30 protein-coding genes are annotated in these 25,765 nt (G+C 72.6%); 10 read left to right on the top strand and 20 right to left on the bottom strand.

Going from position 1 to position 25,765, the window contains the following annotated elements:
• The first annotated feature begins 44 nt into the window (after positions 1-44).
• From EUA06_RS09520 to EUA06_RS09510, 3 genes are read left to right on the top strand one after another with little or no spacing between them, the layout of a single operon-like run.
• Positions 45-773, top strand: coding sequence for an oxamate carbamoyltransferase subunit AllH family protein (locus EUA06_RS09520; RefSeq protein WP_129474938.1), 729 nt, complete (start codon positions 45-47; stop codon positions 771-773).
• Positions 770-2,251, top strand: coding sequence for an FdrA family protein (locus EUA06_RS09515; protein WP_129474936.1), 1,482 nt, complete (start codon positions 770-772; stop codon positions 2,249-2,251). The genes EUA06_RS09520 and EUA06_RS09515 overlap by 4 nt, the downstream gene beginning before the upstream one ends.
• Complete coding sequence (locus EUA06_RS09510; RefSeq protein WP_242498062.1) at positions 2,248-3,633, top strand: YlbE family protein; 1,386 nt, start codon at positions 2,248-2,250, stop codon at positions 3,631-3,633. Before EUA06_RS09515 ends, EUA06_RS09510 begins: the two co-directional genes overlap by 4 nt.
• A gap of 305 nt (positions 3,634-3,938) precedes the next feature.
• Here EUA06_RS09510 and EUA06_RS09505 read toward each other — a convergent pair whose 3' ends face one another.
• Genes EUA06_RS09505 through moeZ form a run of 9 tightly spaced genes read right to left on the bottom strand, consistent with a single transcriptional unit; the run spans position 3,939 to position 11,177 of the window.
• On the bottom strand, positions 3,939-4,625 hold the full coding sequence (locus EUA06_RS09505; protein ID WP_242498061.1) for a lysophospholipid acyltransferase family protein: 687 nt from the start codon (positions 4,623-4,625) through the stop codon (positions 3,939-3,941).
• A complete protein-coding gene (locus tag EUA06_RS22975; RefSeq protein WP_242498060.1) occupies positions 4,622-4,951 on the bottom strand; it encodes an MGMT family protein in 330 nt (109 codons plus the stop codon). Before EUA06_RS22975 ends, EUA06_RS09505 begins: the two co-directional genes overlap by 4 nt.
• On the bottom strand, positions 4,948-5,472 hold the full coding sequence (locus tag EUA06_RS22970; protein ID WP_242498059.1) for a hypothetical protein: 525 nt from the start codon (positions 5,470-5,472) through the stop codon (positions 4,948-4,950). Before EUA06_RS22970 ends, EUA06_RS22975 begins: the two co-directional genes overlap by 4 nt.
• A complete protein-coding gene (locus tag EUA06_RS09495) occupies positions 5,469-6,746 on the bottom strand; it encodes a DUF58 domain-containing protein (RefSeq protein WP_129474932.1) in 1,278 nt (425 codons plus the stop codon). The genes EUA06_RS22970 and EUA06_RS09495 overlap by 4 nt, the downstream gene beginning before the upstream one ends.
• Positions 6,747-6,753: 7 nt before the next feature.
• Positions 6,754-7,767 carry an AAA family ATPase gene (locus EUA06_RS09490; RefSeq protein ID WP_129474930.1) on the bottom strand — a complete coding sequence of 338 codons (1,014 nt, stop codon included), beginning with the start codon at positions 7,765-7,767 and terminating at the stop codon, positions 6,754-6,756.
• The gene (locus EUA06_RS09485) at positions 7,754-8,191 is read right to left on the bottom strand and encodes a hypothetical protein (protein ID WP_129474928.1); all 438 of its coding nucleotides are present in this window, start codon (positions 8,189-8,191) and stop codon (positions 7,754-7,756) included. The genes EUA06_RS09490 and EUA06_RS09485 overlap by 14 nt, the downstream gene beginning before the upstream one ends.
• The gene (locus EUA06_RS09480; protein ID WP_129474926.1) at positions 8,188-8,985 is read right to left on the bottom strand and encodes a DUF4129 domain-containing protein; all 798 of its coding nucleotides are present in this window, start codon (positions 8,983-8,985) and stop codon (positions 8,188-8,190) included. The genes EUA06_RS09485 and EUA06_RS09480 overlap by 4 nt, the downstream gene beginning before the upstream one ends.
• 58 nt (positions 8,986-9,043) lie before the next feature.
• Positions 9,044-9,919: a hypothetical protein gene (locus tag EUA06_RS09475; protein WP_129474924.1), complete on the bottom strand. Its 876-nt coding sequence runs from the start codon at positions 9,917-9,919 to the stop codon at positions 9,044-9,046.
• 58 nt (positions 9,920-9,977) lie between these two features.
• Positions 9,978-11,177 (bottom strand): adenylyltransferase/sulfurtransferase MoeZ, encoded by a 1,200-nt coding sequence (gene moeZ / locus EUA06_RS09470; protein ID WP_129474922.1) that lies wholly within the window; start codon positions 11,175-11,177, stop codon positions 9,978-9,980.
• Positions 11,178-11,414: 237 nt separating this feature from the next.
• Here moeZ and EUA06_RS09465 point away from each other — a divergent pair, with 237 nt between their 5' ends.
• The 3 genes from EUA06_RS09465 (at position 11,415) to EUA06_RS09455 (ending at position 12,701) form a co-directional block, all read left to right on the top strand.
• A complete protein-coding gene (locus tag EUA06_RS09465; RefSeq protein WP_129475064.1) occupies positions 11,415-12,002 on the top strand; it encodes a TetR/AcrR family transcriptional regulator in 588 nt (195 codons plus the stop codon).
• A gap of 77 nt (positions 12,003-12,079) precedes the next feature.
• Positions 12,080-12,298, top strand: a complete 219-nt coding sequence (locus tag EUA06_RS09460) for a DUF3107 domain-containing protein (RefSeq protein WP_129474920.1) — start codon at positions 12,080-12,082, stop codon at positions 12,296-12,298.
• Positions 12,299-12,416: 118 nt separating this feature from the next.
• On the top strand, positions 12,417-12,701 hold the full coding sequence (locus EUA06_RS09455; protein WP_129474918.1) for a GlsB/YeaQ/YmgE family stress response membrane protein: 285 nt from the start codon (positions 12,417-12,419) through the stop codon (positions 12,699-12,701).
• Positions 12,702-12,796: 95 nt separating this feature from the next.
• On the opposite strand, the gene EUA06_RS09450 is transcribed toward EUA06_RS09455, so the two are convergent.
• A complete protein-coding gene (locus EUA06_RS09450) occupies positions 12,797-13,471 on the bottom strand; it encodes a ferritin-like fold-containing protein (protein ID WP_129474916.1) in 675 nt (224 codons plus the stop codon).
• A gap of 169 nt (positions 13,472-13,640) precedes the next feature.
• Between EUA06_RS09450 and EUA06_RS09445 the strand changes: the two genes are divergently transcribed.
• Positions 13,641-15,080, top strand: coding sequence for a DEAD/DEAH box helicase (locus EUA06_RS09445; protein ID WP_242498058.1), 1,440 nt, complete (start codon positions 13,641-13,643; stop codon positions 15,078-15,080).
• Positions 15,081-15,087: 7 nt separating this feature from the next.
• Here EUA06_RS09445 and EUA06_RS09440 read toward each other — a convergent pair whose 3' ends face one another.
• Complete coding sequence (locus EUA06_RS09440; RefSeq protein ID WP_129474914.1) at positions 15,088-15,936, bottom strand: ParA family protein; 849 nt, start codon at positions 15,934-15,936, stop codon at positions 15,088-15,090.
• Positions 15,937-15,996: 60 nt separating this feature from the next.
• Between EUA06_RS09440 and EUA06_RS09435 the strand changes: the two genes are divergently transcribed.
• Positions 15,997-16,749, top strand: a complete 753-nt coding sequence (locus EUA06_RS09435; RefSeq protein ID WP_129474912.1) for an SDR family NAD(P)-dependent oxidoreductase — start codon at positions 15,997-15,999, stop codon at positions 16,747-16,749.
• A gap of 75 nt (positions 16,750-16,824) precedes the next feature.
• Here EUA06_RS09435 and EUA06_RS09430 read toward each other — a convergent pair whose 3' ends face one another.
• The 4 genes from EUA06_RS09430 to EUA06_RS09415 form a co-directional block, all read right to left on the bottom strand.
• A complete protein-coding gene (locus EUA06_RS09430) occupies positions 16,825-17,445 on the bottom strand; it encodes a hypothetical protein (protein WP_242498057.1) in 621 nt (206 codons plus the stop codon).
• Between the two features lie 78 nt (positions 17,446-17,523).
• Complete coding sequence (locus EUA06_RS09425; RefSeq protein ID WP_129474910.1) at positions 17,524-18,063, bottom strand: P-loop NTPase family protein; 540 nt, start codon at positions 18,061-18,063, stop codon at positions 17,524-17,526.
• Entirely contained in the window at positions 18,060-18,899 is an 840-nt protein-coding gene (locus EUA06_RS09420; RefSeq protein ID WP_129474908.1) for a PHP domain-containing protein, read from the bottom strand. The genes EUA06_RS09425 and EUA06_RS09420 overlap by 4 nt, the downstream gene beginning before the upstream one ends.
• A gap of 7 nt (positions 18,900-18,906) precedes the next feature.
• Positions 18,907-19,476 (bottom strand): histidine phosphatase family protein, encoded by a 570-nt coding sequence (locus EUA06_RS09415; protein WP_129474906.1) that lies wholly within the window; start codon positions 19,474-19,476, stop codon positions 18,907-18,909.
• 49 nt (positions 19,477-19,525) lie between these two features.
• Between EUA06_RS09415 and EUA06_RS09410 the strand changes: the two genes are divergently transcribed.
• Positions 19,526-20,707 (top strand): MFS transporter, encoded by a 1,182-nt coding sequence (locus tag EUA06_RS09410; RefSeq protein ID WP_242498056.1) that lies wholly within the window; start codon positions 19,526-19,528, stop codon positions 20,705-20,707.
• A gap of 3 nt (positions 20,708-20,710) precedes the next feature.
• Here EUA06_RS09410 and EUA06_RS09405 read toward each other — a convergent pair whose 3' ends face one another.
• Positions 20,711-20,896 (bottom strand): DUF5302 domain-containing protein, encoded by a 186-nt coding sequence (locus EUA06_RS09405; protein WP_129474902.1) that lies wholly within the window; start codon positions 20,894-20,896, stop codon positions 20,711-20,713.
• An 81-nt stretch (positions 20,897-20,977) separates the two neighbouring features.
• A complete protein-coding gene (locus tag EUA06_RS09400; RefSeq protein WP_165354321.1) occupies positions 20,978-21,799 on the bottom strand; it encodes a class I SAM-dependent methyltransferase in 822 nt (273 codons plus the stop codon).
• A 49-nt stretch (positions 21,800-21,848) separates the two neighbouring features.
• On the opposite strand from EUA06_RS09400, the gene EUA06_RS09395 reads away from it, so the two are divergent.
• On the top strand, positions 21,849-22,916 hold the full coding sequence (locus tag EUA06_RS09395) for a hypothetical protein (RefSeq protein ID WP_129474898.1): 1,068 nt from the start codon (positions 21,849-21,851) through the stop codon (positions 22,914-22,916).
• Here EUA06_RS09395 and EUA06_RS09390 read toward each other — a convergent pair.
• The 3 genes from EUA06_RS09390 to EUA06_RS09380 are packed head-to-tail and all read right to left on the bottom strand — an operon-like array spanning position 22,903 to position 25,739.
• Complete coding sequence (locus EUA06_RS09390) at positions 22,903-23,934, bottom strand: MaoC family dehydratase (protein ID WP_129474896.1); 1,032 nt, start codon at positions 23,932-23,934, stop codon at positions 22,903-22,905. The two genes, EUA06_RS09395 and EUA06_RS09390, sit on opposite strands and share 14 nt — an antisense overlap.
• Positions 23,935-23,991: 57 nt before the next feature.
• Complete coding sequence (locus EUA06_RS09385; protein ID WP_165354320.1) at positions 23,992-24,852, bottom strand: DUF1707 SHOCT-like domain-containing protein; 861 nt, start codon at positions 24,850-24,852, stop codon at positions 23,992-23,994.
• 23 nt (positions 24,853-24,875) lie between these two features.
• Positions 24,876-25,739 (bottom strand): DUF1707 SHOCT-like domain-containing protein, encoded by an 864-nt coding sequence (locus EUA06_RS09380; RefSeq protein ID WP_129474892.1) that lies wholly within the window; start codon positions 25,737-25,739, stop codon positions 24,876-24,878.
• Positions 25,740-25,765 lie beyond the last annotated feature (26 nt).

Raw genomic sequence — 25,765 nt, 5'->3', positions numbered from 1 at the left:
CACATCGGAGGAGTGTGACACGGGCCGCTAGCGTCTGACGAGTGATGCCTCGCCAGATCCCGGTGGCCGCGCCGACCCGCGTGCGCCAGCGGCTCCTCGAGGCCACTGACGGCCCGCGCCCGGTGGTCCACGCGAGCGCCACGGCGATCTACGTCGACCTCGATGGCTGGTGCCTCGGGGTGGTCTCCGCGACCGCGACGCACGTGCCCTGCGCGCTCTGGTCGATGCTCCCGGACCTCGGTGCGTACGCCGACCGCCCGGTCGTCGTCCGCGGTGGAGCCCTCCTCCTCGGCGACGACGAGCTGCGGATCACCCGGCTGGCCGACCCACGCGCCACGACAGTCGGACGGCACGGCCGAGCGCCCTCCGCGATGCCGCCCGGCTTCGACCTGCCCGCCGACGGCCGGCTCACCACCACTCACCTCGATCGGCTGCTCGGCCGCGGTCCGGGCCTGACGCCCCTGGGCGACGACGTGCTCGCCGGCTGGTTCGCCACCCGGGCCGCGCTGGGCGAGCCCGACGCTGCGCTCGCCGGAGCCGTACGCCGTCGCCTCGGCGTCACCACCCTGCTCTCCGCCACGCTCATCGACTGCGCCGTCCGCGGCGAGGCCCTGCCCGAGCTCGCCGCGTGGCTGGCCGCCCCGTCGGTCGCCACCCGCCACGCACTGCTCGCCGTCGGCGCGACCTCGGGGGCCGGGCTGCTGACCGGCGCCTCGCTCGCGCTCACCTCCGTCGCCACCGACCACGTCACCAACCCCGGGAGAGTTGCATGAAGGACCACGTCGAGCTCCGCTCCGGCGCGTACGCCGACTCGGTGACCCTTCTCCAGGTCAGTCGGGCCGTCCAGACAACGCCCGGCGTGGTGGCCGCGCAGGTCGCGATGGCCACCGGCCTCAACCTCGAGGTGCTCGAGGGCATGGGCTTCGACGTTCCCGGGTCCTCCCCCAACGACATGGTCGTCGCGCTCCGCCTCGACGACGACGCCGACGTGGCGACAGCGCTGTCGGCCGTCGACGCGGCTCTCGTCCCGAGGCGGCCGACCAGTGGCGACGCGACTGTCGCGCCGCCACGCACGACCGGCGCGGCGCTCAGGCGCGGCGGCACCGGTGCGGTCGTGCTGGTCTCGGTGCCCGGCGCCAGCGCGACGGTCGAGGCGATGGATGCGCTGGAGGCCGGCCACGACGTGATGGTCTTCAGCGACAACGTCCCGGTCGCCGAGGAGGTCGCGCTCAAGACCTACGCCGCGACCCGCAATGCGCTCGTGATGGGTCCCGACTGCGGCACGGCCGTGATCGACGGCGTCGGGCTCGGCTTCGCGAACGCCGTCCGTCCCGGCCGGATCGGCATCGTCGCCGCGTCGGGCACGGGCTGCCAGCAGCTCCTCGCCCTGCTCCACCACGCCGGCGGGACCTGCGCCGAGGTCGGCGTCCGCCACGCCCTCGGCGTCGGTGGCCGCGACCTCTCGTCGGCCGTCGGCGGGCTCGCCACCCGCGAGGCGCTGAGCCGCCTCGACGCCGATCCCGACGTCGACCTCGTGGTCGTGGTCTCCAAGCCGCCGGCCGCCGAGGTGGCCGGCGAGCTCACGGCGTACGTCGACACGCTGGGCACGCCGGTCGAGCTCGGCCTCCTCGGCCGCGGCCAGCGTGACCTCACGGCGGTCGCCGAGGCGGTGCTCGCGCGGCTCGGCCACGACGCGCCCGACTGGCCGGTGCACGGCGCCGACAACACCGGACCGGCGACCGGGCCGCTGCTCCGCGGCCTCTTCGTCGGCGGCACCCTGTGCGACGAGTCGATGCTGATGGCGACGGACGTCCTAGGCCCGGTGCGCTCCAACATCCCGCTGACCGATGACCTCGCGCTCGGCGACGAGCTGCTCGCCGACAGCCACGTGATGATCGACTTCGGCGACGACGCCCTCACCCAGGGTCGCGCCCACCCGATGATCGACCCGACGCTCCGCAACGAGCAGCTCGCCCGCGCCGCGGCCGACCCGTCGACCGGGGTGATCCTGCTCGACCTGGTGCTCGGCCACGGCGCCGAGCCCGACCCGGCCGCCCTCCTCGCCCCGGCGATCGAGGCGGCCCGGAGCGAGCGCCCGATTCCGGTGGTCGTGAGCCTGGTCGGCACCGACCTCGACCCGCAGGGCCTCGACGCGCAGCGCGACGCCCTCGTCGCGGCCGGCGCCGAGGTGCACCTCTCCAACGCGGCCGCCACCCGCCGCGCCCTCGACCTGATCGGAGCGTTCCAGTGAGCGATACCACCGTCGTGACCGTCGGCGCAGGCATGTTCGCGGATGCCGTCGAGGGCCAGGCCGTCGAGGTGGAGCGCGTCGACTGGCGCCCGCCCATGCCGGGCACCGAGGCGGACCTCGCCCGGGTCGCCACCGACCCCCGCCGGATCGCCGCCAACGCGCAGGCCGTCCAGGCGATGCTCGGCGTCACCGCCCACCTCGTCGACGTCGCTCCCGCCAGCGAGGTGCTCGGTCTGGAGAAGGGCCAGTTCCTCCACGCCGGCCCGCCGATCGAGTGGGCCCGCACCTCCGGTCCCTTGCGCGGCGCGCTGATGGGCGGCGCGGCGCTCGAGGGCCTCGTCGACGACCCCGAGGACGCCGTCGCGCTCTTCGAGTCCGGCAGCAGCGTCAGCCTCGAGCCGTGCCACCACCGCAACGCGGTCGGCCCGATGGCCGGCGTGGTCACCCCGTCCATGTGGATGTGGGTCCTCGAGGACCGCGCCACCGGCGCGCGGACGTACTGCTCCCTCAACGAGGGGCTCGGCAAGGTGCTGCGCTACGGCGCGTACGGCCCCGAGGTGCTGACGCGGCTGCGCTGGATGGGCGACGTGCTCGGCCCGCTGCTGCAGGCCGCCGTCCGCGGCACGGCCGAGGCGTCCGACGTCACCGGCATCCTCACCCAGATGCTGCAGATGGGCGACGAGGCCCACAACCGCAACCGCGCCGGCACCCTGATGCTGCTGCGCGACCTCTCCCCCGCGATGGTCACGTCGGGCTTCGAGAGCCGCGACGTCGCCGAGGTGCTGCGGTTCGTCGGCGGCAACGACCACTTCTTCCTCAACCTCGCGATGCCCGCCTGCAAGCTCGCGCTCGACGCCGGGCGCGACGTGCCCGGCTCGACGATGGTCGTGGCGATGGCGCGCAACGGCACCGACTTCGGCATCCAGGTCTCCGGCACCGGGGACGAGTGGTTCACCGGTCCGGCCCAGGTGGCGGAGGGCCTCTTCCTCGGCGACTACGGCCCCGACGACGCGAACGCCGACATCGGCGACTCCGCGATCACCGAGACCGCCGGCATCGGCGGCTTCGCGATGGCGACCGCACCGGCGATCGTGCGCCTGGTCGGCGGCTCCGTGCCCGACGCCCTGGCCACCACCCGGCGGATGCACGAGATCACCCTCGCCGAGAACCCGCGCTGGTCCGTGCCCGTGCTGGAGTTCCAGGGGACCCCGACCGGCATCGACGTGACGAAGGTGTGCCGCACCGGGATCCTGCCGCAGATCAACACCGGCATGGCCGGCCGCGTCGCCGGCGTCGGCCAGGTCGGCGCCGGCCTCGTCACCCCGCCCGCGGAGATCTTCCCGAAGGCGCTGGCCGCGCTGGCGGCCCGGGTCCCCGGCTGAGCGGTGAGTGACGAGGATTCTGCGCCTGCCGAATCCCCCTGAGGCACCGCCGGCCGGAGCGGCGTACGCCGACACGCGCGAGGGCGGTGCGTGAGGAGCATTCGCAGCTCCCCGATTCCCCCTCACGCACCGCTCGGTCAGCCGGCTGAGCGGTGGTGGAGCCACATTCCTGACCACTCGAGGGTAGGTCGATCACCGCTCACTCGCGTGTCGCACTCTGTCGCGCCGACCAGCGGTGGCACAGCCACATCTGGCGGCGGCCGAATGTGGCTGGACCACCGCTCGAGCGGCAGCCGGACGGGAGCTCAGGCGTCGGCCGGTCGCTCGTTGTAGACGCCCGCCGACTCCTGGCCGGTCAGCCCGGCGATCGCGGCCATGATCCGGTCGGTGAGCTCGCGGCGCGCGCGGCCGGTGGGGACGCCGTCGTACTCGCCCGCGACCTGGATCGGCTCGCCGACGCGGACGGTCACGTCGACCCTGCCGAGCCGGGGCCGGTTGGCGCCGACCGGCTGGATGTCCTCGGTGCCGATCAGCCCGACGGGTACGACCGGTGCGCCGGAGGTCAGGGCGAGGTGCGCGACGCCGGTGCGGCCGCGGTAGAGCCGGCCGTCGCGCGAGCGCGTGCCCTCGGGGTAGATGCCGAACGCCTCGCCCTTCCCCAGCACCTCGAGGGCCGTGTCGAGGCTGGCGATCGCGGCCTTGGTGTCGTCGCGGTCGACCGGCAGCATGCCGAGCCCCTCGAACCACGCCCGCACGAGCGTGCCCTTCACGCCGGTGCCGGTGAAGTAGTCGGACTTCGCGAGGAAGACGACCTTCCGGGGCACCACGACGGGGATCACCACGCTGTCGAAGAAGGACAGGTGGTTGCTCGCCACGATCACGGGCCCGGACGTCGGGACGTGGTGCAGGCCCTCGACCTTCGGGCGCCAGACGGCTCGGGCGACCGGCGGGATGACTCCGTGCGCGACCGTGTAGAGCATGGGGCTCATCATGCCCGGAGGGTCGGTTGGTGGAACGCACGTCCCAGATCGACCGACCCGCTCGGGCGCAGCGGGGTGCCCTCCTCGAGGTACGCCTGGCGTGCCTCCTCGTCGTGCGACGGCGGCAGCGAACCGTCGGCGCGGACGACCCGCCACCAGGCGACGGCCGCCCCGTGCGTGGCCAGCACGTTGCCGACCAGGCGCGGCCCGCCGCGCCCGAGCCGGTGGCCGACCACGTCGGCGATGGCGCCGTACGTCGTCACCCGGCCCCGCGGCACCGACTCGGCGCACTGCAGCACCAGCTCGGCGTAGAGCTCACGCTCCTCCTCGGTCGTCACGACGAGGACCCGGAGCGCGTCAGCCGGGCGGTCGCCAGCAGCAGGGCGGCGGTCGCCGACGCGGCCGCAAGCCACAACCAGGAGGGGGCGAGGGCAGGGTCGATCCCCCGCACGGACAGCCACGCGACCGGCGCCGGGACCAGGGCGAGCAGGGCGCGACGCAGCCAGAGCCTGACCAGCCGGGGGTCGACCGGCAGCGTCCCCGGGCCGTACGACAGCAGGACCGCGGACAGGTGCGCCCCGAGGAGCAGGACGGCGACCACCAGCACCCGCCAGTCGACGACACCGTGGGCGGCCCACCAGCCGGCGACCAGGACCAGCGGGACGATGCCCACCGCGTGGTCGGGGGTCCGGGCCCATGCGGCGGCGCTCAGCGGAACGGACACGAGGACGAACCAGTGCGGCACCTGCGGGATCGCCAGGGCGAGCGCGAGGCACGGCAGCGCGATGACCAGCGCGCGCAGGGCGATCGCGGGCCGAGTGGTGCCCGGCGCCACCAGCCGACCGGTCGTCGCCATCACGCACGCACCTTGGGCGCGCGACCGCGTCGCGCGAGCTGCTGCAGGACGGTGTCGAGCGTGCCCGGTCCACGCCACGGCACGACCGGGGTGCCGAGCTCGGCCAGGCGCTGCAACCGGTCGTCGCGCTCCACCTTCTGCATGCGGGAGGCGAGCGAGGCCAGCTCGAGCCGGTCACCGTCGCGTGTCGTCATCGCGTCCCCGATGGTGTCGATGACCACCACCGAACCGCCGCCGCGCTGGAGGGTCGCGGTGGCGGTGACCAGCGGCGTGAAGAACATCGGCGACAGCACGTAGACCACGCTGCCGGCTCCCGCCCCGAGGTCGAGGCGGTCGGGCGCGACGCCGCGCGCCTCCGTACGGACCCGGGCGAGCGTGCCCTGCAGGCGCTGGAGGTGGCGGGCACCGGAGCCCAGCGGCACCCGGGTGCCGTCCGCCGACACCACCAGCATCCCCACCCGGTCGCCGGTGCGGACGTGGTGCTCGGCGAGCGCCGAGGCCGCTCGCACGGTCAGGTCCAGCGTGCTGGCCGCGCCGTCGATGCCGCCCGAGACACCCATGTCGCCGAGGCCGTCGAGCACGAGCCACACACCGGCGTCCTGCTCGGCCCGGGTCGTGATCACGTGGAGCTCACCGGTGCGCAGCGAGACCGGCCAGGTGATCCGCTTGAGCCGGTCCCCGGTCGCGAACGGCCGGATCCCCTCGAACTCGGTGCCGCTGCCGAGCCGCCGCGACCGGTGCCGGCCGACGAGCCCGTCGGGCTGGGGCACCTCAGCGCGGGAGTCGTACGGCGCCGTCTGGGGCAGCACGTTGAAGCCCCGCTCCGGCAGGTCGAGCGGGCCCCAGACCCACCCCGCCCAGGCGGAGGTCAGGGCCACCCGCTCGGCGCCCACTGCACGTCGACCCCAGCGTCGGGGGCTGAAGACGATCGTCGGCAGCTCTTCGTCGACCAACGACCCTGCGGCCCCGTACGCCGGCCGGGTGGCGACGTGCGGCGCGGGGAGGGCGACGCGGGCGATGTGCTCGACCCCGTCGAGGTCGGCGACCTCGAGGCGCGACGTCGTGGCCTGGCCCTCGTGCAGGCGGACGTGGTCGAGCTGGGCGGACACCAGCGGTGCCGTGCGCGGTCGCGCGGCCAGCCCCATGGCGGCCAGGACCGCGAAGGGAGCGGCCAGGACGACCAGCACCTCCTGGCCCAGCACGACCCCGCCGGTCATCCCGCCGAGCGCCAGCAGGCAGGAACGGACGAGCGCGGGAGTGGGCCGCCAGGAGGTCACCGCGAGGTCACCGGGCGCCGCGGGCTTCGAGGGCGCGGGGCGTCTCGACCGACGACAGGACGGCATCGACGACCCGGGAGCCGGACGCCTGCGTCATCCAGAGGTCGGGCTTGATGGTGATGCGGTGCGCGAGCACGGCCCGCGCGACGACCTTGACGTCCTCGGGCACGACGTAGTCGCGGCCACGGATCGCGGCCCAGGCCCGCGCGGTGAGGACGAGCCCGAGGCTGCCGCGCGGCGACGCGCCCGTCAGCACGTCGGAGTGCGAGCGGGTCGCGCCGACCAGCTCGACGCAGTAGCGCGCGACCGAGTCGTCGACGGCGACCCTCTCGACGGCCGCCTGCGCCGCGGCGAGGCCGCCGGCGTCGGTCACCTGCTCGATGTCGACCTCCTCGCGCTGGCGGTCCAGCCGCCGCCGCAGGACGTCGTGCTCCTCCCCGGCCGTCGGATAGCCGAAGGCGACCCGGAGCAGGAAGCGGTCGAGCTGGGCCTCGGGCAGCGGGTAGGTGCCTTCGTACTCGACCGGGTTCGCGGTCGCGAGGACGTGGAAGGGGCTGGGCAACCGGTGGGTCTGGCCCTCGACGGTGACCTGCCCCTCCTGCATCGCCTCGAGCAGCGCCGCCTGCGTCTTCGGCGGGGTGCGGTTGATCTCGTCGGCGAGCAGGAGGCCCGCGAAGATCGGTCCGGGCCGGAAGTCGAACTCGGCGCTGCGCTGGTCGTAGACGTAGGACCCGGTGAGGTCGGCGGGCAGCAGGTCGGGGGTGAACTGGGCGCGCGAGAACTCCAGCCCGAGCGCGCCCGCGAACGAGCGCGCGGCGAGGGTCTTGCCGAGGCCCGGGAAGTCCTCGAGCAGCACGTGGCCCTTGGCGAGGATGCCTGCGAGGACGAGCGTCAACGCGTCGCGCTTGCCGACGACGGCCCTGCCCACCTCGTCGAGCACCCTCTCGGCGAACTGGGCCACCTCCGTGGGGGCGGCTGCAACGTGAGCGGCTGCGGTCGGGTCGTGGTCAGCGTCGGTCACGGGACTCCTCGATTCGGGTCAGGATGGTGTCGATGTCGGCGGGCCGGATGCGGTCCCGGCCGGTGAGGTCGCGCTGGATCTCGGCGGCGAGGTCCGGGTCGCGGCCCCTCGCCAGGGCGACCAGCCGCTCGGCCAGCGCGGTCGAGGGGTGGTCGGCGTGCTGGTGGCTGGACAGGACGCGCAGGTCGGACGTGACCTCGTCGACGCGGTCCGAGCGGTGGTGCGGGACCTGGTGCTGCCAGTGGGAGACCGGGGCCTCGACGGTGTCGATCAGGAGGTACGTCATCGCGATCACGACGAGAGCCCAGACGGCGTACGGGAAGGGGCGGGGCTCGAAGTCGAGCCAGATGGCGACCGCGTAGCCGATCGCGGCGAGGACCACCGCGCCGCCGATCCGGCCGCTCCAGCGGCGGGACACCTTCACGCGCGCACCCCCAGGCTGCGGCGGATCGCAGCGAGGGTGTCCAGCGCCTCCGCGCGGTGCTGCTCGGTGATCTCGTGCTCGGAGAACCTCGCCTCGCGGTAGAGCTCGGCGAGGCGTCGCACCGGTCCGGTGTCGGCGTCCGCCAGGTCGAGGAACCGCAGGGCGTACTCGGACGAGGTCTCTGCTCCGTGGCGCGGCACCCCTGCGGCCTCGCCCTGGACCTCGAAGCGGTGCCAGGCGGCCACGATGGCGTTGCGGGCGTCACCGTCGCGCAGCAGCGCGTCCTGCTCCTCCGCGTCGGCGACGACCGCTGCGGCCACGCGGTCGGGCTCGTCGAGAACGGTGAGCGCGACGTCGACCCGCTCCTCGCCGCCGCGACGCGACAGGGCCGCGCGCACGACCGTCACCAGGAGCCAGAGCACGCCTCCGGCGACCAGCCCGAGGAGGCCGAAGAGGATGACGTAGACCAGCACCTTGACCCACCAGGGCGGCGGGTTCTGTTCGGCGAGGTCGCGGTAGTCGTCGATGCTCGCGCCCGGTGGGTCGCAGTAGTCGCGCTCGTTGATGTCGTCGGGCACGCCGTAGGTGATGATGCCGTCCGGGGCGGTCTCCTCCGGCAACGGGATGCACGACGTCGGTGTCGTGACGTCCTGCGCGGGGCGGGGCCCCGGGCCGGTGAAGACCTCGTCGGGTCCGATCAGCGTCGCCCACGCGACCAGCACCATGAAGAGGCTGGTCGCGGCCACCGTCACCACAGCGCGTACGGGAGGCGAGACGTCCCGGAGCGCACGCATGGCGCGACCCTAGGTCACCGGGTCGCGCCGTGCGAGGGGGGTTGCGGGGGCGTGTGCCTCAGAGGAGGGGGCTGAACGGCTCCGTGCCCGGCACCAGGCTCAGGCCGGCGATGGGACCGTTGGCCTGGGCGTACGCCAGCTCGTGGGCGAGGTCGCCGACGCCGTTCGAACCGGCGAGCGGCGCGAGCGCGAGGGTCGACAGCGTGCCGAGCGCGTTGCCCTCGGCGTCGAGGAAGGCGCTGCCCGAGTCGCCGGGGACGCCGGGCGTCACCGTGTAGACCGGGTGCGTCCAGCCGCTCGGGTCGGTGCCGAGGCTGACGCCCTGCTTGGGCGAGAGCTGCTCGATCCCGGCGCGGATGCTGGAGTTGCCGTAGCTGTGGACGGTGTCGCCCGCGGCCGTGCCCGTGGTGTTGAGTCCGACCGGGCCGCCCCAGAACGGGATCGACGGGTTGACCTTGGCGACGTCCGCGGCGTCGACCTTCACCAGGGCGAGGTCGTTGTAGGCGCAGGCATCTGCGTCGGTCTCGCCGCGCTGCTGCATGGTGAGCCAGGACGAGTAGGCCAGGGTGCCGCCGCCCACGCGCGTGCCCTCGCCGACCAGCGAGCCACCCTCGACGAAGTCGACCCTGGTGCCGAGCGGGAGCGACGGCGAGGTGCACCCGTCGGTGTCGGTGGCCTCACCGAGGCCGGCGCAGTGCGCGGCGTAGCCGACGTACGTCGCACCGGCGCCGTCGGTGAAGACGAAGTTCGCCGTGCACTGGGCACCCTCGGTGTACATCTGGACGCCGGGGTGGATCGTCGCGGTGTCGGCGGGCGCGTAGGCGGCAGCGGCCTGCGTCGTGCCGAGCGCGGCGGACGCAGGGGCGCTGGTCGCGGCTGCCGCGACGAGTCCGGCCGCGGCAGCGAGGGTCAGGAGCTTCGTGGGAGTGGGCATGCCATTCCCAACGAGGCCCCACCCGAACGGGTTACGCGCGAGTAGTCATCCCGGACTACTAGTACGACGGCTGGCTCGGGTCGATCTGGTTGACCCAGGCGACCACGCCACCGCCGACGTGCACCGCGTCGGCGTAGCCGGCTCCCTTGACGATCGCGAGCGTCTCGGCCGAGCGGACTCCCGACTTGCAGTGCATGACGACCTGCTTGTCGCTCGGCAGCTGGGAGAGCGCGTTTCCGTTGAGGAACTCGCCCTTCGGGATCAGCACCGCACCGGGGATGTGGTTGATCTCCGCCTCGTTGGGCTCACGGACGTCGACGAGCACGAAGTCGCGCTCCCCCGCCTCGCGCTCGCCGAGCATCTGCTCGAGCTGCTTGACCGAGATCGTCGAACCAGCGGCGGCCTCGGCGGCCTCGTCGGAGACGGCGCCGCAGAAGGCGTCGTAGTCGATGAGCCCGGTGACGGTGGCGTTCTCGCCGCAGAGCGCGCAGTTGGGGTCCTTGCGGACCTTCAGCTTGCGGTACTCCATCTCGAGGGCGTCGTAGATCATCAGCTTGCCCGCGATCGGGTCGCCGATGCCGGTGAGCAGCTTGATGGCCTCGTTGACCTGGATCGAGCCGATCGCGGCGCACAGGACGCCGAGGACGCCGCCCTCGGCGCAGCTCGGCACCATGCCCGGCGGCGGCGGCTCGGGGTAGAGGCAGCGGTAGCAGGGAAGGTCCTCGCCGAGCGACGGCGCGAACACGCTCGCCTGGCCGTCGAAGCGGTAGATCGAGCCCCAGACGTAGGGGATCTGCAGGAAGTACGCCGCGTCGTTGACCATGTAGCGCGTGGCGAAGTTGTCGGTGCCGTCGACGATGAGGTCGTAGCCCTCGAAGACGGACATCACGTTGTCGTTGTCGAGCCGCTCCTCGTGGAGGACGACCTCGACGTACGGGTTGATCTCGGCGATCGACTCCTTGGCCGAGAGCCCCTTGGGCTTGTCGATGTCGCTGACCCCGTGGATCACCTGGCGCTGCAGGTTGGACTCGTCGACCGTGTCGAACTCGGCGATGCCGAGGGTGCCCACACCGGCCGCGGCCAGGTAGAGCAGGGCGGGAGAGCCGAGGCCGCCGGCGCCGATGACGAGCACCTTGGCGTTCTTCAGGCGCTTCTGTCCGCTCATCCCGACGTCCGGGATGATCAGGTGGCGGCTGTAGCGGCGCACCTCGTCGGTGGTGAGCTCGGCAGCCGGCTCGACGAGCGGCGGGTAGGACACGGGGACTCCTCAAGGGTGGCGACCAGGTCCCGGGACAACAGGCGGGACCTCGTCCATGTTCCCGCCGCGTCCCAAGCCCGGCGTACGACGTCCCGGCATCCGGACGTGCCCCCACCCGGCCGGTGGCCTATAGGCTCGGCCACCACTACTCAGCAGTACCCCCAGCAGCAGGAGAAGGACGTGACCGCAGGCGGCACCGACACCGACACCGACGCACCGCGCCCGCGCGGCGGCCGGATGCCCCGGCGCGAGCGCCGAGCCCAGCTCCTCGAGTCGGCGCTCGAGGTGTTCGTGGCGCAGGGCTACCACGCGGCCGCGATGGACGACATCGCCGAGCGCGCCGGTGTCTCCAAGCCCGTGCTCTACCAGCACTTCCCGGGCAAGCTCGACCTCTACCTCGCGCTGCTCGACACCTCGTGCGACCTCATCATCGACAACTGCCGCGCCGCGCTGGCGTCCACGAACGACAACAAGGACCGCGTGGCAGCGACCATGCAGGTGTTCTACAGCTACGTCGCGTCCGAGGAGGGCGCGTTCCGGCTGGTCTTCGAGTCCGACCTCACCAGCGAGCCCGACGTGCGCGAGCGGGTCGACCGGGTGACGACCGAGTGCGCCTCCATGATCGCCGACGTGATCCGCACCGACACCGGCCTGCCCGACGAGCCGTCGCAGCTGCTGGCGGTCTCGCTGGTGGGAATGGCGCAGGTGTCCGCGCGGTTCTGGCTCGCGGGCGGCGGCACCATCCCCCGGGAGGACGCCGCGTCCCTGATCTCCGGTCTGGCCTGGCGCGGCATCCGCGGCTACCCGAGGACCGACGACCACTGATCACAACCACCGGCCCGACACACTGGGCAGGACGAACACCACCCCGCAACCCCCGAAACTCAGCAAGGAGCTACACCGTGGAGGTCAAGATCGGCGTGCAGAACGCCCAGCGCGAGCTGGTGCTCGACACCGACAGCACGCCCGAGGATGTCGAGCAGCACCTCTCCGACGCACTCGCCGGCAACGGCGTGCTGCGCCTCGCCGACGTCAAGGGCCGCACCGTCATCGTGCCGGCCGACAAGATCGCCTACCTCGAGCTGGGCTCCCCCACCTCGAGCGCGGTCGGCTTCCGCTGACACCCCTTCGGGCGTGGCGCATTGTTCCTGCACCACGGGGTACCGGCATCATGAACACGTCGGCACACCATGCCGGCACCCAGGTCCACGAACCCGTGGCAAAGAAAGGTGGCCAACAATGGTCGTAGAAATCATCGTCCTCATCATCGTGGGCGCGATCATCGGTCTGCTCGGCAAGCTCGTCGCGCCGGGCGACAAGGACAACATCCCGATCTGGCTCACGATCCTGTGCGGCATCGGTGGCGTCCTTCTCGGCTACGCGATCTACTCGTTCTTCGGTGGCGATGGTTCCGGCGGCATCGACTGGACGCGTTGGATCGTCTCGGTCATCACCGCGGCCGTCCTCGTGGTGATCGCCTCGACGGTCACCGGACGCAACAGCGGCAGCCGCACGCGCGTCTGACCCACGCACTTCCGCACGAGGCCCCGCACCCGATTCGGGTGCGGGGCCTCGTCACGTCGTACGCCCCTTCGTGCTGACGAGCGTGCGGGGCGGGCTCAGGAGTCCAGGCCCAGCTCCGCCATCCGCGCAGCGTGCAGCTCGGTGAGGCGGGTGAACATCCGCCCGAGCGCGGCCAGGTCGAGACCGGGGCGGTCGACTCCCCCGGCGAGGAGTGCCGTGAGGGAGTCCCGGTCGCCGGCGACCCGCTGGGCCTGGGTCAGCGCCTCGCCCATCAGCCGGCGGCCCCACAGGGCGAGCCGACCGCCGAGCCGGTGGTCGTGGGCGATGCCCGCGCGGACCCGCTCGACGATGAACGCGGTCTGCCCGGAGTCCTCCAGCGACGCGATGATCACCTCGCGGGTCTCGGGGTCGAGGTAGGCCGCGATCTCGCGGTAGAAGTCCGCGGCGAGGCCGTCGCCGACGTAGGCCTTGATCAGGCCCTCGTAGTAGTCCGACGGCGCCGTGTGGGCGTGGAAGCTGTCGAAGCTGGCCTGGAAGGCCTGCATCGCCTCGGCCGGGTCGGCGCCGAGCTCCTCGAGCCGGCCGACGAGCTTCTGCAGGTGGGCGAACTCCGAGGTGGCCATCGCGCCGATCGCGATCTTGTCGCCGATCCCGGGCGCCATCTTGGCGTCCTCGACGAGCCGCTCGAAGGCCGACAGCTCGCCGTAGGCGATCGCACCGAGGAGGTCGACGGCGGCGCGGCGGTAGTCCTCGTCGGGCGATTCAGTCATGCTCGCAGCCTAGCGATAGGATCGGGGTGACCGAGCCCCGGTGAACCGTGCCGGTGGCCGCCTGTATGTGCGCGGTTGGCAGAGCCCCAGAGGGTCCTTTCGAGTGGCTGACCGCATACGCGTGGGACATCCATTCTCGTCTGAGACCTCTTGAAAGCGACACCTCTCTGTGACCACCTTCCGCGAACTGGGCGTGCACGCCCAGATCTGTGACGCGCTCGACCGCGCCGGCATCACCACCCCCTTCGCCATCCAGGAGATGACCCTCTCGGTCGCGCTCCTCGGCACCGACCTGATCGGCCAGGCCCGCACGGGCACCGGCAAGACGCTCGCCTTCGGCATCCCGGTGCTGCAGCGCAGCGTCGCGCCCAGCGACCCGGCGTACGCCGACATGCCGCAGGGCAAGCCGCAGGCGCTGATCGTCGCCCCGACCCGCGAGCTCGCGCTCCAGGTGTCCAGCGACCTCGCGCTCGCCAGCAAGGACCTCGGCCTGCGGGTCCTCACCGTCTACGGCGGCGTCGGCTACGACACCCAGCTCGAGGCCCTCGAGTCCGGCGTCGACATCGTCGTCGGCACCCCCGGTCGCCTGATCGACCTGGCCAACCGTCGCGCCCTCGACCTCTCCCACGTGCACGCGCTCGTGCTCGACGAGGCTGACGAGATGCTCGACCTCGGCTTCCTGCCCGACGTCATCACGCTGCTCTCGAAGACCCCCGAGACCCGCCAGACGATGCTGTTCTCGGCCACCATGCCGGCAGCGATCGTCGCGCTCGCCCGCACCCACATGCGCCACCCGATGAACATCCGCGCCGAGTCGTCCTACGACACCACGATGGTGCCGGCCACCGCGCAGTTCATCTACCTCGCCCACGACCTCGACAAGCCCGAGATCATCGGCCGCGTCCTGCAGGCCGAGGACGCCGAGAAGATCATCGTCTTCACCCGCACCAAGCGTCAGGCCCAGCGCGTCGCCGACGACCTCGCCGAGCGCGGCTTCAGCTCCTCGCCCCTGCACGGCGACATGGCGCAGGTCGCGCGCGAGAAGGCGCTCGCCAAGTTCCGCGAGGACAAGATCCGCGTCCTCGTGGCCACCGACGTCGCCGCCCGCGGCATCGACGTGCGCGGCGTCTCCCACGTCATCAACTACACCTGCCCCGAGGACGACAAGACCTACGTCCACCGCATCGGCCGCACCGGCCGCGCGGGCGCCTCGGGCATCGCGATCACGTTCGTCGACTGGGCCGACCTGCACCGCTGGAAGATGATCAACAAGGCGCTCGACCTGCCCTTCCCGGAGCCGCAGGAGACCTACTCGACCTCCCCGCACCTGTTCCACGACCAGGGCATCCCGGAGGGCACCAAGGGCCGCATCGTCGACCCCGCGCCGCAGCCCCCCAAGGCCGACCGCCCGCCGCGCGAGCGCGCCGGCGGCCGCTCCGGTGGCTCGGGCCGCTCGGACTCGGGCCGCTCGGACTCGGGTCGTTCCGACTCCAGCCGCTCGGACTCGGGCTCCTCGGAGAAGTCCGGCGACGCCCCGCGTCGTCGCAACCGCAGCCGCAGCCGTACGCGCACCCGCGGCGGATCCGCGGTGGAGACGCCGAAGAGCTGACCGGCGCCTACTTCTTCGCGCGAGCGGGCTTCTTCGCCGCCTTCTTCTTGGGGCGGGAGGCCCGCTCGACGAGGTTCACGGCCACCTCGCGGTAGGCCTGGGCGCCCTTGTTGGTGCGGCTGGTCGCCAGGATCGAGCGACCGGCGGCGGGCGCCTCGGCGAACTTGATGGTCTTGGGGATCGGCGGTTCGACGACCTCGAGGTCGTAGGTGTCGCTGATCGTCTCCAGCACCGTGCGCGCGTGGTTGGTGCGGCCGTCGTAGAGCGTCGGCAGCACGCCCCACACCTCGAGGCCGCGGTTGGTGAACCGGCGTACGTCGTGGACGGTGTCGAGCAGCTGGCCGACCCCGCGGTGCGACAGCGTCTCGCACTGCAGCGGCACCAGCACGCCGTCGGCGGCGGTGAGCGCGGCGACCGTCAGCACGCCGAGGGACGGCGGGCAGTCGAGAAGGACCCAGTCGTAGGGTCCCTCCTCGGTGTCCGCGAGGTCGTCGGCGAGCTGCTCGAGGGCGCCCTTGATGACGTGCTCGCGGCCCGTCCGGGTGAGCAGGTCGGCCTCGGCACGGGCCAGCTCGATCGTGGCCGGCAGGAGGTCGACGCCGTCCTCGGTCGCGATGATGACCTCGGCCGGGTCGACGCCCTGGGTCAGCACGTGGTGCACCGACACCTCGAGGTCCTCGGGGTCGATCCCGAGGGAGAAGGTCAGGCAGGCCTGCGGGTCGAGGTCGACCAGCAGCACCCGGTGGCCGAGCTCGGCGAGGGCCGCCCCGATGGACGCGATGGACGTCGTCTTCGCCACGCCGCCCTTCTGGTTCGCGACGGCCAGGGTGACTGAGGGCGCGCTCTGGATGCTCATCGTGGCCCATTGTGCAGGACGGGGTCGCGGACCCGACCGGTGTCCTGAAACGCTGGCCCCATGCCTACCGCTCTCATCACCGGCGCCACCGCCGGCATCGGCCACGAGTACGCCGTCCAGCTCGCCGCGCGCGGCCACGACCTCGTCCTCGTCGCGCGCGACGTCGCCCGCCTGGACCTGGTGGCCGACGAGCTGCGCCGCGCCCACCAGGTCGAGGTCGAGGTGCTCGCCGCCGACCTCACGGACCGGGCCGACCTCGCCCGCGTCGAGGCCCGGCTCGCCGACCACGACCGGCCGGTCGACCTGCTGGTCAACAACGCCGGCTTCGGGCTCAAGAAGCGCTTTCTCGACAACACCGCCGACGAGGAGACCGCGATGCTCGAGGTGCTCGTCACCGCGGTGCTGCGACTGACCCACGCCGCCCTCGGCCCGATGGCCGAGCGCGGCCACGGCGGCATCATCAACGTCTCGAGTGTCGCCGCCTTCCTCCCCCGCGGCTCCTACTCCGCCGCCAAGGCGTGGGTGAACTCGTTCAGCGAGTGGGCCCACATGGAGTACGGCCCCCGCGGCGTCACGGTCATGTCGCTCTGCCCCGGCTTCACCAAGACCGAGTTCCACGAGCGGATGCAGGTCAAGCGCGGCGACGGGTTCATGTGGCTCGACGTCGAGTTCCTGGTCCGCAAGTCTCTGGAGGACTTCGACAGGGGCCGCGCCTTCTCGATCCCCGGCGCGCAGTACAAGACGATCATCGCGCTGACCAAGGCGATCCCGAACCGGGTGCTGCGGCTGACGCAGTCGATCGGGCGCCGCTGAGGGCGCGCCCCTGTCTGAGTCCCCGCACGTGCGGGGAGTCTGACACTTGGAGGGGGTTGCAAAGGCCTCCAAGTGTCAGACTCGCCCTCCCAGTTCGTGCGTCCACGGGTGGCCGGGGTGTGCCAGCTGCAGCGCGTCGCGGAGCCACACCCGGGCGCGTACGTCGAGCAGCGGGGCGCACGCGTCGAAGTCCGCCTGGTCCTGGGGCCGTAGCGCCCGCGCCTTGTGGAGCAGCTGCACCTCCGGTGCCAGGTACCGGATGGCGTCGCGCTCCCAGAGGATCTCGGCCAACGGCAGGCTGATCCGGGCGTCGCGCTTGAAGGTCCAGGTCGTCGGTGTCGTGTGCATCAGGATGACGTCGTACTCCCACGGGTCCGCGCCGCTCGGGCGCAGCCAGAGGTTCTCGCACTCGGCGGTGACCTCGTCGTCGCCGTCGAGCAGCGGACGCAACGTGCCGCTGTCCGCCTCCCACACGTCGAGGCGACCGGCGAGGTGGCGTCGCAGCGGTCCGATGTCCGACCGCGGGATGCTCGGGTCGACGTCACCGTGCTCCCGTGGGACGCCGGCGAATGCCTCGATCGCCCACCCACCGGCGATCCACCACGGCCGGTCGTAGCCCGCGAGGAGGTCCGCCGCGTCCTGCGGCGTCCGTGCCGCCCACGGCCCGTAGAGCCGGACGATCTCGTCGTGGTCCACGCGGGGAGCCTAGATGTCTTGCCAGCCCGGCAGTGGGGAAGATCGTTCGCGAAATGTCAGGACAAGGCTCCCCGATCGTCAGCGACTGGTCCCGCGGAGCGTTGAGAGCCACGCCTCCAGCTCGCGCGGGTGCCTGAAGAGCAGCACCTCGGGTCCGTCGGGCGAGGCAGCCCACGCGCGCATCCGGTCCCGCTTGCGGGCGAACGACTGGAAGTGCCACGCGATGATCGAGTCGCGGGCGATGATCTTGCGCCAGGACTCGACGTTGCCGTTGCACATCGGCTCCTTCGTGATCGCGCGCGTGACCGTCCGCCGGACCAGCCTCGCGAGCGAGAGCCAGCGCGGGTAGTCGAGGCCGATGACGAGCTCGGCACGCGGGACGACGAGGTCGCGCCACGAGGCGTACGCCGTGTCGAGCAGCCAGCGCTCCCCCGCGACGATCTCCCCGATGAGCTCGCGCTGGTCCGCATCCGGGACCGGCATCCACTCGGGCTGCCAGGTCAGCTCGTCGACGAGGGTCACCGGGTGCCCGGTCAGGTCCCCGATGGCGAGTGCTGCAGTGCTCTTGCCGCTGCCCGTGACGCCGTAGACGAGGACGCGGTCGGGGAGGACGGTCATGCGTGTGGACGGGCGAGCGAGACCAGCCGCTCGTACTGCTCCGGGTCCGTCGTGTTCACCCCGAGGTCGTGGTCGATCTTGCCGAGGCCGTGGTGGTCGCTGCTGCCGGTGACGACGAGGTCGAGGTCGGCGGCGATGGCGCGCAGGCGGGCGCGCAGCTCGGGCGGGTGGTCCTGGTGGTCCACCTCGATCCCGGCCAGGCCGAGGTCCTTGAGGCCCGACAGGGCAGCGGCGTCGAGCACCGTCTCGCCCCGACGACCCCACGGGTGCGCGATCACGGGCACGCCTCCGGCGTCGACGATCAGCGCGATCATCTCCTCCAGCGGCGTGGCGTAGCGGTTGACGTACCCGGGGCGGCCCGGGTCGAGGAACTTCGCGAACGCGGCCGTCCGGTCGTCCACGAGCCCGAGCCGCACGAGCGCGTCGGCGACGTGCGGTCGGCCCGCGGCGACGGATCCACCGGACTCACGACGTACGTCCTCCTCGGTGATCTCGATGCCGGCGTCGCGGAGCGCGGCGACCATGCCCGGTGTCCGCGACGTGCGTCCCGCCAGGATCCGGTCGAGCTCGGCGACAAGGGGCGCGTACGTCGGGTCGGGCAGGTAGCCGAGCAGGTGGACCCCGCGGTGCTCGAACGTGGTGCTCACCTCAAGCCCCGGCACCAGGGTGATGCCCACCGCGTCGGCGGCCTGCTGCGCCTCGGCCCATCCCGACATCGCGTCGTGGTCGGTCAGCGCGACGACGTCGAGGCCGGCGGCCGCGGCCTCCCGCATCAGCTGGGCGGGGGTGTCGGTGCCGTCGCTGGCGGAGCTGTGCGTGTGGAGGTCGATCCGCACGTCGGCCTCAGCCGTTCCACTTCAGCAGCACCGGGGTCTCGCGCTCGAAGCCCAGCACCGAGACGGTCGAGGTGTCGAGGCGGAAGAACCGCCCCTCGACGGCCGGCTGCTCCAGCCAGCGCGCGGTCAGCACGCGCAGCGAGTGCCCGTGGGCGAAGACGAGGGTGCGGTCGTGCTCGCGCGCCCGCTCGACGACGCGGTCGAGTCGGTCGGACACCTCGTCGGCGGTCTCCCCTCCCGGCGACGGGTGCGTCCAGACCGTCCAGCCGGGCACGGTCTCGCGGATCTCGTCGGTGGTGATGCCCTCGTAGTCGCCGTACGCCCACTCGGCCAGGTCGTCGTCGACCTCGGCGTCGGGGAAGCCCGCCAGCTCGGCCGTACGACGAGCGCGCTGGCGCGGGCTCGTCAGCACCAGGTCGAACGACACCTCGGCCAGTCTCGGCGCCAGCGACGCGGCGGTCTCCTCGCCGACGTCGGTGAGGGGCAGGTCGGTGGTGGACGTGTGCTTGCCGTCGCGGCTCCACTCCGTCTCGCCGTGCCGGACGATCCACAGCTCGCGATGCACTCCGGAGGCCATGCCCGCGAGTCTGCCACGGGCGGACCGGCGGCCTGCCACGATGCTCGCCATGAGTGCAGACCCCAGCGCACACCTCGGCCGGGCGCGGCTGGCCATCGCTGCGGCGTTCCTCACGCAGGGCCTGGTCTTCATCAGCCTCACCACCCGCCTCCCCCGCATCCAGGACCGCTGGGACCTCGGCGAGCTCGCCCTGTCCGGCGTGCTGCTGATGATGGTGCTGCTCGCCGGCGTCGGCTCGCTGCTGGCCGAGCGCCTCGCGCCCCGGCTCGACAGCGCAGTCGTGCTGCGCGCCGGGCTGCTGGTGGTCGCGGTGTCGGTGGCGGTCGCGATCCTCGCTCCGACGACGATCGTCTTCGTCCTCGGCCTGGCGGCGTACGGCGTCGGGCTGGGGCTGGTCGACGCGACGGGCAACATGCAGGCGGTCGCGCTCGAGCACCGGATCGGCCGGGTCGTGCTGCCGTCGTGCCACGGAGCGTGGACGCTGGGCGGGGTCATCGGCGCGGTCCTCACCCTGGCCACCACCGACGTCCCGTGGTCGGCGATCGCGTTCGTCGCGATCCTGCCGCTGCTGGCAGCGGGTGCCCCGTTCCTGGCTCGTGACCACGGCGAGGCGGCCACGGCCACCGAGACCGACGTGCCGTGGCGCGCCATCGTGATGATCGGCCTGGCGCTCGTCGTCTTCTACACGGTCGACACCGCAGCGGCGACCTGGGGACCTGTGTACCTCGACGACGTCTTCGCCGCGCCCGAGGAGCTCGTCGCACTGGCGACGCTGCCCTACCTGGTGGCGAGCGGGCTGGTGCGCCTGGTCGGCGACCGGCTCACCGAGCGGGTCGGGGCGGTGCGGCTGCTGCGCGTGGGCGCACTCGTCGCCTTCGTGTCGCTGGCGGTGATCGTCGCTGCGCCGTCGTGGCCTGTCGCGGTCATCGGCTTCACCCTGCTCGGTTGCGGGGTCGCCGTCGTCGCCCCGCTGAGCTTCTCCGCGGCAGCCGCGCTCGCCGGACGCGACGCGGATCCCGCCACGCGACAGGCGCGTGTTGACGCGGTGGTCGCGCGGTTCAACCAGTTCAACTACGTCGGTGCGCTGCTCGGTGCGGTGATGACGGGGGCGGTCGGTGCGAGCTCGCTGCGCATCGGCTTCGCCGTCCCGCTGGTGCTGGTGCTCGCCCTCTTCTGGCTGGCGAAGGCCTTCGCGCCGGCGGACGAGCTGTCCGCCGGCGCGCAGCACTAGGCCTCAGGCGCCGCCGCCACCGGCCTTGCGGCGGTGCATCGGCTTGGCGACGTTCTTGTCGTTGATCTCCGAGCCGTGCGCCTTCTCGCGCGACTCCGCACTGTCGTCCGGGTGCTGGTGGCCCTTCTTGCGGTCGAGGGCCTCGCGCATCTTCGCCTTGAGGTCTGCGTTGGGGTCCTGGTCAGCCATGGGTCCTCCTGGATCCGAGCGGTTCGCATCTGTCTCTCGTGCGCTGCCACCCTCCCAAACCCGTCAAGCAGGGTCCACGGTTTATCGGCGTGCGGGTCGCCGCAGCACGTCGATCCGCCCGGCGAGCTTGCCCATCATCCGGAAGACGTGCCAGCGGCAGTCCCCCACCATCACGTCGTACGCCGCACCACCGAACTCCGCGCGGTAGCGCTCCGGCTCGCGCAGCAGCCGGGCCAGGTGGAGCAGCGATCGCGCCGCCTGGCCGTCCTGCTCCTGCGCCCACTCGCCCCACTCACTGGCGAGGTCGATCGTCTCGACGACCTCGAGCCCCGAGGCGGCGATCGCGTCGTCGAGCACCCGCGGGTCGGCCGAGGACGGCACGACGCCCATCACGTCGAAGAGCTGGTCGGCCTCCTCCGGGGCGAGCAGGTCGGTGGCGACCATCGAGTAGAGGACGGCGTACGCACCGGGGCGCAGGACGCGGGCGATCTCGAGCATCGCCTCCTCCGGGTCCTCGACGTGCACGATGACGTCGCGGCACCAGACCAGGTCGACCGAGGAGTCGGGCACCGGGATCCGCGTGGCACTGCCGCGCTCGAAGGAGACGCGCGAGCCGATCTCCGGCACCTCCGAGCGGCGCGCCTCGCGGGCCAGGTCGAGGTGGCGCTGGACGGGGTCGATGCCGAGCACGCGGAACCCGAAGTGCGTCGCCAGCCGGAACGCGTGCGCCCCCTCGCCGCAGCCGACGTCGACCACCCGGCTGTCGGGCGGCAGGTCCAGCTCGCGCACCACCTGGAGCAGCACCGACGGGCCGCGTGGCGACAGGCTCTCGTCGAGCCGCGCGCCGAACGCCTGCTCGATGCGCGGATAGCTGTCGTAGAAGAAGTCACGGTCCCAGGCCACGGAGGGAGTCTGCCCTGCCCCCAGATCTGCACTGAGTAGGGTCACCGGCATGGCTCGCCGTGCGTTCCTCCACGTCGGGACCGCGAAGTCGGGCACCAGCTATCTCCAGGACCTGTGGTGGCGGCACCGCGACGAGCTGGGCGACCGGGGGCTCCTGCTGCCGGGCCGTCGCCGCCGCGACCACTTCACCGCGGCCGCGCTGGTCAAGGGCATGACGGCCGTCGTCGACGACCTGGGCGACCGCGACCGCGACGTGTGGGACCGGCTCGTGCAGGAGACGCGCGCGTGGCCCGGCGACGTGCTCGTCAGCAACGAGCACTTCGCCGACTCCCCCGCCGACGCAGCCGCCGCGGCGCTCGCCGACCTCGCGTCCGCGGCCGCCGAGGTGCACGTGCTGGTCACGGCGCGCGACCTCGGGCGGGTGCTCCCGTCGGCGTGGCAGCAGCGGGTCAAGATGGGCGCCCGGATGCCCTACCGCAAGTTCCTCGGGAGCGTGCGGCGTGAGGACGGCGACCAGAAGTTCTGGCGCTACCAGGACGTCCCCGGCATCCTCGACGTCTGGTCGGCAGGTGTTCCCGGTGAGCGCGTGCACGTCGTCGTGGTGCCCGCGCCGGGTGCGCCGCGCGACGAGCTCTGGCTGCGTACGGCATCGGTGCTCGGGCTCGACGTCACCGGGCTCGACACCGCAGCGCTTCGGCCCAACGACTCCCTCGGCGTCGTCGAGGCCGAGCTGCTGCGACGGATCAACGACGCCGTCCCCCGCGACCGTCGCTCCCTGGCCTACTCCCGGCACGTCAAGGGCACGTTCGTGCCCACGGCGCTGGTCGGGAGCGCCCCGCGTGACTCCTTCGCACTGCCCGACAACCACGTCGCATGGATCGAGGAGGCGGGCGCGACGGCGGTCGCGGCGCTGCGCTCCAGCTCCTACGACCTGGTGGGCGACGTCGACGACCTGCTCCCCGCCGTGGCCCCGGACGGCCGCACGCCCGACCAGGTCAGCGAGGCCGAGCTGCTCGCCGCCGCTGCCACCGTGCTGGCCCGGCTCGACCTCGGCCGCGCGGACTCGCTCGGCGAGGCCCTCGACGCCCTGGCCGGGCACCTGCTCAGCGTGGGATGAGCGCCCAGTAGTCGAGGTCGAGCAGCACGCCGTCGGCGTACTTCCCGTCGTCGGATCGCAGCGTCATCGACTCGTCGCGACCGCGGGTCGCCACCAGTCGGAGCCGGAGCGCGCCGACACCCGGTGCGTCGAGCGTGGCGGTGTCGAGCACCTCGGACCACGCGTGGACGGTGTCGTCGGCGAAGGCCGGGGCGACGTGCGCGCCGGCGTTGATCGCGGCGATGAGCTGGGCGTTGGCCAGGCCGTTGAAGGAGAGGGCGCGGGCCAGCGAGATCACGTGCCCGCCGTAGACGAGCCGCCTGCCGTCGGGGCGCGCGTCGGTGTTGAAGTGCACCTTGGCGGTGTTCTGCCACAGCCGCGTCGCCATCATGTGCTCGGCGTCGGTGAGGGTCACGCCGTCGACGTGGTCGATCCGCTCCCCGACCTCGTAGTCGCCGAGCCGGTGCGGCGAGCCTGCCGCCACGTCGTCGTACGCCGAGAGGTCGAGGCCGGCGGGCACGACCAGGTCGGTCGCATCGACGGCCGGCGCCAGGTCGGGCACCACCGTCGCGGGGGCCGGTGAGTCCGCGGAGCGCTTGTGCACCATCACCCAGCGCGCCCACTCGATCGCGGCCTCGCCCCGCTGGTTGGTCGCGGTCGAGCGGACCCACACGACGCCCGTGCGACCGTTGGAGTTCTCCTTGAGGCCGATGACCTCCGAGCGTGTGCGCAGGGTGTCGCCCGGGACGACCGGGACGTGGAAGCGGCACTCGGCGTAGCCGAGGTTCGCGACGGCGTTGAGCGAGACGTCCGGCACGGTCTTGCCGAAGGCGACGTGGAAGCCGACCAGCTCCTCGACCGGGTGGGGCGCCAGGCCGACGGACGCGGCGAGCTCGGCGGACGACGGGACCGCGAAGCGGGTCGGGTAAATAGCGCCGTAGAGCGCCCGGTCGCCCTCGGTGATCGTGCGGGGCGTGGCGTGGTCGATGACCTGCCCGACGGTGAAGTCCTCGAAGAAGTTGCCGGGGTTCGTCTTCATGCCGGACATCGTGCCGCAGCCGGCGGCCGGTGGCTCGCGCCGGTCACGTGGGATTGCTCACCCCTCGAAGGGGACCTCGCGGACCCGCGAGCCCTGCAGGGTCGTCTCCAGCACGGCCCTGCCCCCGGAACCGTCGCGGACGTGGATCGTCACCCTGCCCCGCCCGTCGGCGCTCGGCCGCAGCTCGATGCGCTGCACCTCTGCGTCAGCCGCCCCGAGGCCGGTCGTCGCGACGGCGACGTTGCGGAAGAGCGCCTTCACGTCCAGCACGGACAGGTCGACCACGCCGGTGACCGGCTCGGCCTCCCGGCCCGCCGCGCGGTTCCAGGCGTCGCCGTCCCAGGTCCACACCTCGCTGGACGGCCGGGTGGCACCGGCGGGGACCTGCGCCTGGGCCTGGTAGGTGAACAACGTGACCCGCTGCGCCTCGCCGGTCTGGAACCTGGACCGGTAACGCCGGACGACGGTGCGCACCGTCGACTCGGAGAGCTCGTAGGACTGGTCGACACCGGACTCCCACGTGGTCTCGTAGCCCTCGTAGGGCGCCGCGTCCATCGGGCCCGGGCTCGGCGCGGCGATGGCCATCATGGAGAGTCCGAAGACGCCGGCCACGATGAACCACACGGCCTTGACCGGCAGCCCGGTCCTCGGCGGCACCGGCCACTGCACGGGCTCCCGCGGAGCTGCGACGGGAGCCTGCTCGACCACCCTCGGTGCCGGCCTCCGCACCACGACGGGCGCCGGCTGGTTCTGGAGGTCGCGGGTCAGCCCGTCGAGCTCGTCGAGCGTCGCGGCCGTCAGCGCGCGGCTGATCCGCAGCTCGCGGTCCTGGTCGCCGAGCTGCCCGTCGACGTAGGCCGACTCGATCACCTCGACGTAGCGCTCGCGGTCAGCGTCCTTGGCGCGGAATCCCCCCACGGTCCGGGATTCTAGGCCCAGCCTCAGGCGTCGTAGGGGTAGGCGCGGACCACCTCGCCGGACGGCGTCGTCCTGAGGTAGCCGCTCTCGCCGAACTGGTTGCCGATGTAGATGTTGACCGCGGCCCGGTCGTCGAACCAGCGGTTCACCAGCACGTGGGTGAGCTTGCCCCGGTCGACGTCGAGCGTCCGGCGCGCCGTGTCGATGTTGGCGAACATCCGGCGTACGTCGACGGTGCCGAGGTCGACGATCCCGCCCGGTCCGGTCACCCGCGACGCCTCGGTGTCCTGGCGCCACTCGCCGGTCCACGACCAGCGCTCCATCCGCGGGCGCGAGCCGCGCACCGGCACCATCACGCCGACCCGAGTCGGGTAGAACCCCGCCTCGTAGACCTCGAGCGTGCCGAACTGCTCCTCGTAGGCTCGCAGGAACGTCCGCACCTGACCGGCGGTCATCTCGAAGGTCGGCGCCGGGGCCTGCTCCTCGAACATGATCTCCGGATCGGCGAGCTCGGACTCGAAGATGGTCCCGGAGTCGACGTCGGAGGACGACTCGCCGCCCAGGGAGGCGAACATCGTCACCGCGACGACGCCGATGAAGAGCACCACGCCGACGACGACGAGCGCGAAGACCCCGCCGACGACGCGCGGGGCGAGCGAGGGTCGCGGTCGCTGCACCGACGCCGACGTGTTCGTGGGTACGACGGCGCCCGGCGGCAGCTGCAGGTCGCGCGTCAGCGTCTGGAGCTCGTCGACGGTCTCCGCCGACAGCGCGCGTCCGACGCGGAGGTCGCGGTCGGCGGAGTTGAGCTGGCCGTCGACGAACGCCGCCTCGATCAGCTCGACGCAGGCGTCACGGTCCGCGTCCTTGGCCCGGAATCCTCTCATGACGGGAGTCTAGGACCAGACGGACG

Source organism: Nocardioides glacieisoli, from assembly GCF_004137245.1.
GTDB classification, from domain to species: domain Bacteria; phylum Actinomycetota; class Actinomycetes; order Propionibacteriales; family Nocardioidaceae; genus Nocardioides; species Nocardioides glacieisoli.
The sequence above is the reverse complement of the archived record's forward strand: the minus strand, read 5'-3'. Positions and strand labels throughout refer to the sequence as shown.

Excerpts from the sequence above, each read along its gene's own strand:
- EUA06_RS09395 (WP_129474898.1), top strand. The coding sequence starts at position 21,849 with ATGGCTCGCCGTGCGTTCCTCCACGTCGGGACCGCGAAGTCGGGCACC.
- EUA06_RS09440 (WP_129474914.1), bottom strand. The coding sequence starts at position 15,936 with ATGAGCATCCAGAGCGCGCCCTCAGTCACCCTGGCCGTCGCGAACCAG.
- EUA06_RS09475 (WP_129474924.1), bottom strand. The coding sequence starts at position 9,919 with ATGCCCACTCCCACGAAGCTCCTGACCCTCGCTGCCGCGGCCGGACTC.
- EUA06_RS09455 (WP_129474918.1), top strand. The coding sequence starts at position 12,417 with ATGGTCGTAGAAATCATCGTCCTCATCATCGTGGGCGCGATCATCGGT.
- EUA06_RS09410 (WP_242498056.1), top strand. The coding sequence starts at position 19,526 with ATGAGTGCAGACCCCAGCGCACACCTCGGCCGGGCGCGGCTGGCCATC.
- EUA06_RS09450 (WP_129474916.1), bottom strand. The coding sequence starts at position 13,471 with ATGACTGAATCGCCCGACGAGGACTACCGCCGCGCCGCCGTCGACCTC.
- EUA06_RS09515 (WP_129474936.1), top strand. The coding sequence starts at position 770 with ATGAAGGACCACGTCGAGCTCCGCTCCGGCGCGTACGCCGACTCGGTG.
- EUA06_RS09520 (WP_129474938.1), top strand. The coding sequence starts at position 45 with ATGCCTCGCCAGATCCCGGTGGCCGCGCCGACCCGCGTGCGCCAGCGG.
- EUA06_RS09480 (WP_129474926.1), bottom strand. The coding sequence starts at position 8,985 with ATGCGTGCGCTCCGGGACGTCTCGCCTCCCGTACGCGCTGTGGTGACG.
- EUA06_RS09380 (WP_129474892.1), bottom strand. The coding sequence starts at position 25,739 with ATGAGAGGATTCCGGGCCAAGGACGCGGACCGTGACGCCTGCGTCGAG.
- EUA06_RS09415 (WP_129474906.1), bottom strand. The coding sequence starts at position 19,476 with ATGGCCTCCGGAGTGCATCGCGAGCTGTGGATCGTCCGGCACGGCGAG.
- EUA06_RS09425 (WP_129474910.1), bottom strand. The coding sequence starts at position 18,063 with ATGACCGTCCTCCCCGACCGCGTCCTCGTCTACGGCGTCACGGGCAGC.
- EUA06_RS09390 (WP_129474896.1), bottom strand. The coding sequence starts at position 23,934 with ATGAAGACGAACCCCGGCAACTTCTTCGAGGACTTCACCGTCGGGCAG.
- EUA06_RS09505 (WP_242498061.1), bottom strand. The coding sequence starts at position 4,625 with ATGATGAGCCCCATGCTCTACACGGTCGCGCACGGAGTCATCCCGCCG.
- EUA06_RS09435 (WP_129474912.1), top strand. The coding sequence starts at position 15,997 with ATGCCTACCGCTCTCATCACCGGCGCCACCGCCGGCATCGGCCACGAG.
- EUA06_RS09465 (WP_129475064.1), top strand. The coding sequence starts at position 11,415 with ATGCCCCGGCGCGAGCGCCGAGCCCAGCTCCTCGAGTCGGCGCTCGAG.
- EUA06_RS09405 (WP_129474902.1), bottom strand. The coding sequence starts at position 20,896 with ATGGCTGACCAGGACCCCAACGCAGACCTCAAGGCGAAGATGCGCGAG.